General features: G+C 69.9%; 9 protein-coding genes. 4 read left to right on the top strand and 5 right to left on the bottom strand.

What is annotated here, in order from left to right; all coding sequences use genetic code 11:
- Nucleotides 1-698: 698 nt before the first annotated feature.
- On the top strand, nt 699-1,025 hold the full coding sequence (locus ACIPM1_RS33530) for a hypothetical protein (protein ID WP_402441111.1): 327 nt from the start codon (nt 699-701) through the stop codon (nt 1,023-1,025).
- Between the two features lie 117 nt (nt 1,026-1,142).
- Here the strand turns inward: ACIPM1_RS33530 and ACIPM1_RS33525 are convergent, their stop codons facing one another.
- Nucleotides 1,143-1,280 (bottom strand): hypothetical protein, encoded by a 138-nt coding sequence (locus tag ACIPM1_RS33525; protein ID WP_402441109.1) that lies wholly within the window; start codon nt 1,278-1,280, stop codon nt 1,143-1,145.
- A gap of 259 nt (nt 1,281-1,539) precedes the next feature.
- Here ACIPM1_RS33525 and ACIPM1_RS33520 point away from each other — a divergent pair, with 259 nt between their 5' ends.
- Nucleotides 1,540-2,151 (top strand): GNAT family N-acetyltransferase, encoded by a 612-nt coding sequence (locus ACIPM1_RS33520; RefSeq protein WP_402441107.1) that lies wholly within the window; start codon nt 1,540-1,542, stop codon nt 2,149-2,151.
- On the opposite strand, the gene ACIPM1_RS33515 is transcribed toward ACIPM1_RS33520, so the two are convergent.
- A complete protein-coding gene (locus ACIPM1_RS33515) occupies nt 2,117-3,244 on the bottom strand; it encodes an ABC transporter substrate-binding protein (protein ID WP_402441105.1) in 1,128 nt (375 codons plus the stop codon). The two genes, ACIPM1_RS33520 and ACIPM1_RS33515, sit on opposite strands and share 35 nt — an antisense overlap.
- 39 nt (nt 3,245-3,283) lie before the next feature.
- Nucleotides 3,284-4,675 (bottom strand): PLP-dependent aminotransferase family protein, encoded by a 1,392-nt coding sequence (locus ACIPM1_RS33510; protein ID WP_402441103.1) that lies wholly within the window; start codon nt 4,673-4,675, stop codon nt 3,284-3,286.
- A 61-nt stretch (nt 4,676-4,736) separates the two neighbouring features.
- Here ACIPM1_RS33510 and ACIPM1_RS33505 point away from each other — a divergent pair, with 61 nt between their 5' ends.
- Together ACIPM1_RS33505 and ACIPM1_RS33500 are read left to right on the top strand one after the other, a co-directional pair.
- A complete protein-coding gene (locus ACIPM1_RS33505) occupies nt 4,737-5,441 on the top strand; it encodes a YitT family protein (RefSeq protein WP_402441101.1) in 705 nt (234 codons plus the stop codon).
- Nucleotides 5,442-5,879: 438 nt separating this feature from the next.
- Complete coding sequence (locus ACIPM1_RS33500; RefSeq protein WP_402441113.1) at nt 5,880-6,977, top strand: MerR family DNA-binding transcriptional regulator; 1,098 nt, start codon at nt 5,880-5,882, stop codon at nt 6,975-6,977.
- Between the two features lie 436 nt (nt 6,978-7,413).
- Here ACIPM1_RS33500 and ACIPM1_RS33495 read toward each other — a convergent pair whose 3' ends face one another.
- Both ACIPM1_RS33495 and ACIPM1_RS33490 read right to left on the bottom strand, forming a co-directional pair.
- The gene (locus ACIPM1_RS33495; RefSeq protein ID WP_402441099.1) at nt 7,414-7,947 is read right to left on the bottom strand and encodes a DinB family protein; all 534 of its coding nucleotides are present in this window, start codon (nt 7,945-7,947) and stop codon (nt 7,414-7,416) included.
- A gap of 204 nt (nt 7,948-8,151) precedes the next feature.
- Nucleotides 8,152-8,541 (bottom strand): hypothetical protein, encoded by a 390-nt coding sequence (locus ACIPM1_RS33490; RefSeq protein ID WP_402441098.1) that lies wholly within the window; start codon nt 8,539-8,541, stop codon nt 8,152-8,154.
- Between the last annotated feature and the right edge of the window lie 426 nt (nt 8,542-8,967).

The following is an 8,967-nucleotide window of genomic DNA, read 5'->3' as shown; positions in this document are numbered from 1 at the left end:
CAACCCCAGACCCTTCGTCTGGACGAAGACCGCCGACGAGATCCTCGACAAAGTCGCCGCCTACTGCCGACGAATCTCCGACTCAGGTCACTAGCGCGAGCCGGTCACGCCCGAACCGGAACCGAGGTACCTTCCACGGTTGACGCATTGGAGTAGGTCACCCCCCCAATATCGAGCAAAAGGCCATTCCCGCCCGAAGCCGAGGTCCCCCTGTCCGCCTGGACACCGCCTCGCCGAGCCACTTCTGCCGCGCGGCGCACTGCGGACAGCCCCCGGGCGCCACGCCCGGGGGGCCGACGGGGGTCTTACCGTCCCCGCCCGGCTGGCGGCACGCCCCATGCCCTGATAGACGACCATCGGCGATGTGATGCTCTCGTGCGGCCAAGCCAGCGGATGATGAGCAGGCGCTTCCCGCGCCAATACCCGAGCTGACGCGGGTCCTGCAGACCAATGTGGGGCGCATAGGGGCATCGCGGTTGCCGCGCTGGCGCGCGATGCCGTGCTGCGGCGGGCCGGGTACCGCGACCTTGGCAGGCGTCTCGAGAACGAGCGCTCTCAGCTAGGCGGCCCCGTCGGACAGGCGCTGATGTTCGCCGCGGTCGCTCTGCCACCCGCCGGCTGCGGGGCAGCCGGCGGGATGACGCACTGCTCCGATGGATCCCCGGGTGATGTCACAGTCGCATGAGAGTGTGCCCGGCATGGAGACATCCACTGCCCCTGACAACGGGGATGAGGAGCAGACCGTCCTCGCCCGCTTCCGGCTTTCCGACGGCGGTTTCGGCGACGCGGACCAGCGAGCGCAGGTCTACGACGCCGGGCAGGCGCTGGCGGCGGCCATCGACGAGACCGGTGTCGGGGAGTTCGACGGCAACGAGTTCGGGGCGGGCGAGGCCGGGCTGTACGCCTACGGGCCGGACGCCGGAGCCCTCTTCGAGGTGATGGAACCGACGCTACGCGGTCTGCCGTTCCGGCCGGCCCACGTCGTCCTCAGGCGGGGCGACAGCGAGTGCCGCATCGATCTGTGAGCCGGTGCCGGATGCGGCATCCCCCCGGAACCAGCAGGGGATCGCGCGATCGTGTACGGCTTTCGAGACTTGCCACGGCGAGCATGAGGGCCAGCCGCCAGTGCACGAGGGACCAGTTCAGCGGGCGAGCAGGATGCAGTACCGCAGTGCGAGCAGCACGTCCTGCCCTGCGGTGGGCAGCGCTCTGAGCAGCAGGACGGCGCACCCCGTCCACAGCACGGCGTGCGCCGCCCACCGCGGCGCGCGCGGCCCCACAGCTGTGTGGTGGCCAGGGCGGCCGCCACGGTGCCGTCCGGCGCCCAGTAGACGTGCGCCGACGCGAACAGCACACACCAGGCCGCCGCGCCGCGGGCCGCCCACGCGCCCCGTTGTGCCCTTCCGAACCGGCCCATCTCTTCACCGCCCGTCCGGACCACCGCCCGATCAACTGGACGCCGCCCGGGCACCGGTTCCTACTCGCCGCCCCTGCCCGGGACCGGTTGTTGCCGGCGCGTGATCTCGATACTTTCCCTCCATGCCCGCTCAGTCGCCACAACCCACCACGCTCACCGGCCGCCACGTACGGCTGGAACCCCTGGCGGCCGCGCACGCCGGTCAGTTGTTCGCGGCGGGGGGTGGAGACGAGGAGGTGTGGCGGTGGCAGGGCGGGCTGGCACCGCGGACTCAGGAGGAACTGACCGGCAAGCTGGCTGCGTTGCTGCGGGCCGCCGAACGCGGCGTGTACGTACCCTTCGCGGTCGTCCACCGTGGCACCGGTCAGGCCATCGGCTGGACCACGTACATGGACATCGACGTGTCCAACGAAGGGTTGGAGATCGGCTGGACGTGGTACGGGCGCGCCTACTGGCGCAGTGCCGTCAATACCGAGGCGAAGCTGCTTCTCCTCACCCACGCCTTCGAGGACCTGGGCATGGGACGCGTGCAGTTGAAGACCGACCATCTCAACCACCGCTCCCAGGCGGCGATCGAGCGTCTCGGGGCGCGCCGCGAGGGCGTACTGCGCCGCCACCGCCGACGTCCGGACGGTACCTGGCGGGACACGGTCTACTTCTCGATACTCGCGCCGGAGTGGCCTGCGGCCAAGAGTCGTCTCACAGCCCGCCTGGTCGGGCATGGAGGATCCTGAAACGATCGGGGGCCGCCGGGTCCCGATCGACGACCTGGACGGGCGTCCACGCCCACTGCCAGAGGCTGACGCCGGGTGTCCGGGAGAACCGGATCTGCCCGCGGGTGCCTTCGACTTCGACGCGCGGCCAGGACGCGGCGGTTCGTGCCCGGTCCGCGCCGCTGGTACGCAGTACTTCGGCGAGGACGGTGATCGTGTCGTAGCCCTCGAAAGCGACGAAGGAGGGCGCTTGCGGGGCCGACCGCTCGCGGAGGGTCGTCTCGACCCGCGCCCCCAGCGGGGTGAGCCGCTCGGGCAGGTAGCGCAGGAACGGGATCGCGGCGCCGTCGTCGCCCAGCAGCGTCGCCCATGCGGCGAACTCCGGTTGCCCGGCCGGAGCACCGATCAGGATGTCGGCCAGGCGCTGGTCATGGCGGACGGACCTGACGATCGGCACGGCAGGTTCCGGGTGGCCGACCAGCAGCAGGAGGGCCGTCGCGCGACTGTGGGCGAGTTCGTCGCACAGCGCCGCGGGGGTGAGCGCGCGCATGTCGAGTTCGGTGACGCTGCCGCCGTGTGGGGCCAGGTGGTCGCGCAGGATGCGTGTCCCGGACGCCCAGTACACGCTCGGCTGGGCCGCTACGGCGATGTGGCTGTGGCCCGCGCCGAGGAGAAAGTCGGTGTAGGCCCGCCAGCCGTGGGACTGCGCGGGGGCGAGGCGCGCGACCCACTGCGTCGGCTGGTCGGTGAGTGAGTCGAGAACCGCCGACGAGCAGAGGAACGGCAGGCCCAGGGCGTCGGCCCTGGCGGCGGCGGCGCGTGCGACGACGCTGTGGTACGTGCCCGCCAGGGCGGCCACGCCCAGGCGGGCCAGTTCGTTCACCGCCGCGGCGGCCCTTTCGGGATCGGCCGCAGTGTCCCGCACCACCAGTTCAATGGGTCTTCCGGCTGTCCCACCGGCTTCGTTGACGTCGCGAACGGCCAGTTCCAGTCCGGCGAGCAGGTGTCGGCCTGCCTCGACCCAACCGGGAGAGGTCAGCGGGACGAGAGCGCCGATCCGCACGGGCGATCGGTCGGTTCGACCCGCTCCGTGGGGCGAGGGTGGCGTGTTCATGCGCGGGCGTCTCCTTCATGACGGTTCCCGCGCTGACGCTCATGCGACGGGTGCGGGGGTGTGCGTTCCCGTGGCGCCCTCTTTGAGCGCGCGTTCAGCCTGCGCGAGTCTGCGGATCGCCCGGGTGAGCTGGTCCGGGGACAGCGTGTAGGGCAGGCGGATGTGGCGCTCGAACGCGCCGCCGATCCCGAATCGTGGTCCGGCCGTGATCGTCACTCCGTGGTCGGGGGCGACGGCTGCCAGCCGTGAGCTGATGGGGTCGGGGAACGTGACCCACATCGTCATTCCGCCGGCCGGCTGCGGCGCGTTGACGTGGGGCAGGTACTCGGCGAGTGCCTGCCCCAGCGCGTGGCGCTGTCGCCGCAATCGGTCGAGTGCCGTCGGCCGGAGTGTCTGATGGGCATTCAGCAGTACTGCGGTGGCAAGCTGTTCGACCACTGAGGTGCCTAGGTCCGTGGCGGGACGGACCTGTTCGACGCGTTCCAGGAGGGAGGGGGCCGCACGGATCCAGCCGATGCGCAGGCCGCCCCAGATGCTCTTGGAGACCGAGCCGACACTGACGGCGGTGGGCATGTGGAGCGCGAAGGGTTCCGCGTCGGCCCCGTCCAGGTCCAGGTCGGTCATGGTTTCGTCGATGACCGTGAGGCAGGCGGGTCTGAGGCTGCGGCGCATGCTCGTCGGCATGCACATCCCCGTCGGGTTGTGGAAATCGGGTATCAGATAGGCGAGATGCGCGGCGCGCGCCGCCGCGTGGAGTTGTGCGGTGTCCCAGCCGGACGGCGTCAGGGCCACGGGCAGCGGCCGGGCCCGTACGTCCAGGAACGTCCTGATGGCGTGCGGGTAGGTCGGATGGTCGATCAGCACCTTGTCGCGCGGCGACAGGAGGGTGCGCGCCAGCAGGGCCAGCGCGTGCTGGGCGCCATGGGTGATCAGGATGTGGTCGGGCGAAGTGGGTAGCCCTCGCCGTCGGTACCAGTGGGCGACCGCTTCGCGTAGTTCCGCGGTGCCGTAGCCGTCGTAGCCGTGCCGCTCGAAGTGCCGTGGCAGCTGCTCCAGAGTGGTCGCGAACGCGACATGGAGGATCTCGACCGGTGCCGCCGGCGCGGCGACGGACAGGTCGATGGTCTCCGGGAGCGCACTGGCTCGGCGTTCGGGTGAGGTGTCGTCAGGCAACCGTACGGTGGCCCTGGCACGCGCCCGGGTGGCGAGGTACCCGTGCTCGACCAGGGTGCGGTAAGCGGTGCCGACGGTGGTTCTGCTGGTGCCGAGCGCGGTGGCCAGATCCCGCTCGCTCGGCAGAGCCGCTCCCAGGCAGAGGCGTCCGTCCAGGATCAGCAGCCGCAGCCGGTCGGAGAGGCACTGGTGCGCCGGCCCCGGGCCCTCCCGCCAGCTCCCAACCATGCCGGCCACCGCGTGCGAACTGACCCTCACGGGACCAACGTAGCCCATCTGGCTATGGAATTGACGTCCAGATGGTTCGCAGAGTGGCCCCATGACACCTATTGCTCGGCCTGAGCGCCGCTCCTTCCCTTCGCGTCACGACCGGCCGGTGCTGCTGCGCATGAACGCGTCCGACCAACTCCGGGCGGGCCGGAAGACCCGCCGGATACTCCAGCTCCTGGTGGGCCTGGTGGGTTACGGGGCCGCTGTGATGATGCTGGTCGAGTCCGGGCTCGGCGCGGCGAGCTGGAACGTGCTCACCGAAGGGACCGCCAACACGCTCGGCATCTCCTTCGGTTGGGCGACGAACCTGATCGCCGTCCTCGTGCTCCTCGCGTGGATCCCCATGCGGGAGCTGCCCGGACTCGGCACGCTGCTCAACGTCGCCCTGGTCGGATTCGCCGCGGATGCCACGGCGGACGTGCTCCCCGTCCCGCAGGGGACGCCTCTGCAGGCCGGTTACCTCGTGCTCGGCCTGGTCGCGTTGGCGTTCTTCGACGCGCTCTACCTCGGTGCGCAGTTCGGATCGGGCCCACGCGACGGGATCATGACCGGGCTGGTACGGATCACTCGCCTCCCTGTCGCCGTGGTTCGCACCGGGATCGAAGTCGCGGTTGCCGGCGCCGGCTGGCTGCTGGGAGGGGCCGTCGGGGTGGGGACTGTGCTCATCGCCGTGTGCATGGGTCCCCTCGTCGGCTTCTTCCTGCCGCCGGCGACCGTCGGCCTGCCCGCTCCGTCCGCAGGTGACCGGCGCTGATCCTGCTCAGGCGCCGGTCGCCGCCTTGTGCGGCACGGTCTCCTCGGTCGCGGAGTCGCTGCTGTCCGAGCGCAGGGCGGTGGTCAGCATGGCCACGGGGGCGACACGAGCGCCACCCCGCAACCGATCAGCAGACCCGTCAGAAAGCCGCTCTCGCGCCGGCCTCACCCTGGACCGCCGACACGAGGAAGTCATTTCGGAGCGACTTCGGGAGTCGTCTGGGGCGGGCATCGTGATCAATGGCAGTGACTTTCGTTCGGGCGCTGCGGGGCCGCTCCGTCCGGTTCCAGGCTTCCCTGAACCAGACCGTCACTCTGGCTTTTAGGAGTTGCCTCGGGCGCCACTGTTTCGCGTTCGGCTCTTGCTGCCGTGAGTCAGGCTCTTGACCCTCACGTCACGTCAGCCTGGATAGTCGGTGCCGTGGAGGATCACTGGACCGTGGGACGCGTGGCCGATCTGGCCGGCGTGAGCGTCCGCACGCTGCATCACTATGACGCGATCGGACTCGTTCGGCCGTCGGCGCGGACCGCGGCCGGGTACCGGGCCTATTCCGCGGGCGACGTGGAGCGACTGCGGGAGGTGCTGGCCTACCGGCGGTTGGGCTTCGGGCTGCGGGAGGTTGCGGAACTGGTCGGCGACCCGTCCACCGACGCGGTCGCGCATCTGCGCCGACTGCGCGGGCTGCTCCTGGAGCGGCGTGATCGCGCTGACGCCATGGTGGCGGCCATTGACAGGGAACTTGAGGCACGGGCGAAGGGACTGATGGTGACACCGGAGGAGCAACTGGAGATGCTCGGTGCACGGCTGTACGACGCGATCGGCGGCGCCTACTCCGCGACACGGTGTACCGAGCCGCGGATCGCCGCGCAGATCTGGGACGCGCTCGGCGACGCGCAGCGGGTGCTGAATGTCGGTGCCGGCACCGGCTCTTACGAGCCTGCTGATCGCGATGTGACCGCGGTGGAGCCATCGGCGGTCATGCGGGGGCAGCGGCCTGCCGGCTCCGCGCCGTGCGTGGCCGCCGTCGCGGAGAGCCTGCCGTTCGAGGACCAGTCCTTCGACGTCGCGATGGCCGTCTCCACGGTTCACCACTGGGGGGACCCCATAGCGGGGCTGCGCGAGATGCGACGCGTAGCCCGCCGCGTGGTGGTGCTCACGTTCGACACCGACGAGTCCGGATGGCAGGACCGGTTCTGGCTTACCCGCGACTACCTGCCCGAGTTCGCCGCCCTCCTCGCGGAGTTTCCCTCGCTGGCTGGGATGGCCGATGCGATCGGCGCCCGCGCTGAGCCGGTGCCCATCCCGTGGGACTGTGCTGACGGTCTGTTCGAGGCGTACTGGCGCCGGCCGCGGGCGTATCTGGAGGATCACGTGCGCCGTGCGATGTCGGTGTGGACGAGGGTCGGGCCGGAGGCCGAGCAGCGGGCGGTGCGAAGCCTCAGCGACGACCTCGACTCCGGCCGGTGGGCCGAGCGCAACAGCGACCTCGCCGACCTCGACGCGGCAGATCTCGGCCTCCGCCTGCTCACAGCTTGACCCGCTTCACAGGTTCAGCGAGCAATAGTCAACAATTATAAATGAGTTGTGCGGCTCGGATCATTTCCTTGGCTGCGTGATGCTGGAGACGACGTGCCAGGTCAATCGTTGAGTGATTCGACGCGAATGGGATCAGATCCGTCCAGGTAGAGCATGTACCCCGCATATTCCATGTCCACGTCCATCCTCTGATCTGATGCGTCCGTGGACGATCGTCGGCCACGACGGCCACACGGCCACTCTGCCGTTTCCCGCGCCGGTTCAGGCGCGCGGCGACAGCCGGCCAGCACGGTTCGGCGGTCCAGTGGCAGCGCCGTGACAACGTCCACGGCATGCGATGCACAGCTGTTCCCGGACGTGTCGAGTGGTCCGGATCGGCCCGGGCCTCCCTGGCGGGCACTGTCCCGCGACGGGGCGGCGGTGTCCGGTGGGTGGATCACTCGCCGGTCTCGCCGTCGATGAGTTCACGGGCGACGTCGAGTTGACCGACGTGGCGGGCGTACTCCTGGAGCAGATGAAACAGGATCCGTCCGAGGGAGGGGGCCTGGTCGGGTGTCTTGAAGCGGCCCCCCAGGCGGGCTCTGTCGCTCAACGTGGCAGCTCCGACCAAGGAGTTCGTGGCGGTCACCTCGGCCTGGTAGGCGGCCATGACCTCTGCGGTGGAGGTGCCCGCGGCGACAGTCCACTCGGCTGCGTCTTCGCCGGGCGGATAGGCGACGACGTCCTCTGCGGCGAAACCCCATCGCATCCATCGGCGTTCGACCCAGCCGAGGTGCTGGACCAGCCCCAGGGGTGCCCAGCCGAGCGGCTCAACAGGTGTGCGGAGCTGGTCGTCGGACAGTCCGGCGAGCTTTCGCATCAGGGCTTCGCGGTACCACTCCAGGTAGCCGAGGAGAAGTTCGTGGACATCGCAGACGTTGACGGTCGGGCCGTCGAGGAGGGCGGGAACCTGTTCCGGAGGCTGCTGCATCCCGCGAACGTAGCGCGCCGGCACACTCGTTGGCGGGCGGACAGGAAGCGGAGGGCCGAGCCGGACACATCGACACCGGACGGACAGCGAGACACGAGCGGGAGAACCGGTCACGGGAAGGACTGCGGGCGACGGAGCGCCCTGACCAAGGCGTTCGTCGTCAGGCCCAGATGCCGCCCATGTCCCGGGCCTCACCAACCGGCTTCAGGTGACGGCGTGGTCGACGACCTGCGCCAGTTCCTGTGCGGAGTCGCTGGTCAGGCGGTAGAAGCCCTGGAGGCTGACCGAGTGCTCCAGGCGCCCGTCCACCACGTACTTCAGGCCGCGTGTCCGGCCTCGGCGGTTGCGCCAGGTGAGCCTCGCCAGGATATCGCCGTGGATCGGCACGTCGAAGCGTACGGGTGTCGCCTCCACGTGCACCGCCGTGGCACCGCAGCCGCCGGCACCGAGCATCGACCAGTCGCCGTGCCCGGCGAACGCCGGGTCCTGCCATGTCGCGGGGGCCGTCCCGCAGCAGTCGCGCCGCTCCCTGTCGATGACCCGCATGCGGCTCACCACGTACACGACGCGCCGGTTGACATGCAGTGCGTACACCTCGTCCCCTGCCTGGGCACCCGCCCAGGCAGGCAGGGAGGTGTGAATACCGCTGAAAGCGACCGGCGGCCGCTCTCCCACACGGCCCGCCTCGCGCAGGGCACGGCACGTGTCTTGAGTCCACAGGACGGTGAAGGCATCAGGCATGGCGTGATGCTATGAACGACCACTGACAATCGCGGACAGCCCTTCTCCCCTCAGCGACCGCTTCGAACCCGGTCTGCGGCGCTGACCGGTCTGTGCGGCCGCTGCGACGCCGTTGGCACGTTCATCAGCGACTAGGTGCGAAACGGACTCACGGACAGACCCATGCCGACGCCGTTCAGCATCGTGAACCGCTCCGGGATCGATGGAGGCTCTATGCGTTGACTCCAGCAGCCGGTTGGGGCTGGTATTGAGCGTAGTAGTTGGTTTCGTGCTCGTGGG

This window comes from Streptomyces sp. NPDC086766 (assembly GCF_044746005.1).
Classification (GTDB): domain Bacteria; phylum Actinomycetota; class Actinomycetes; order Streptomycetales; family Streptomycetaceae; genus Streptomyces.
Note: the sequence above shows the minus strand (reverse complement) of the source record. Positions and strands in the feature narration are given on the sequence as shown.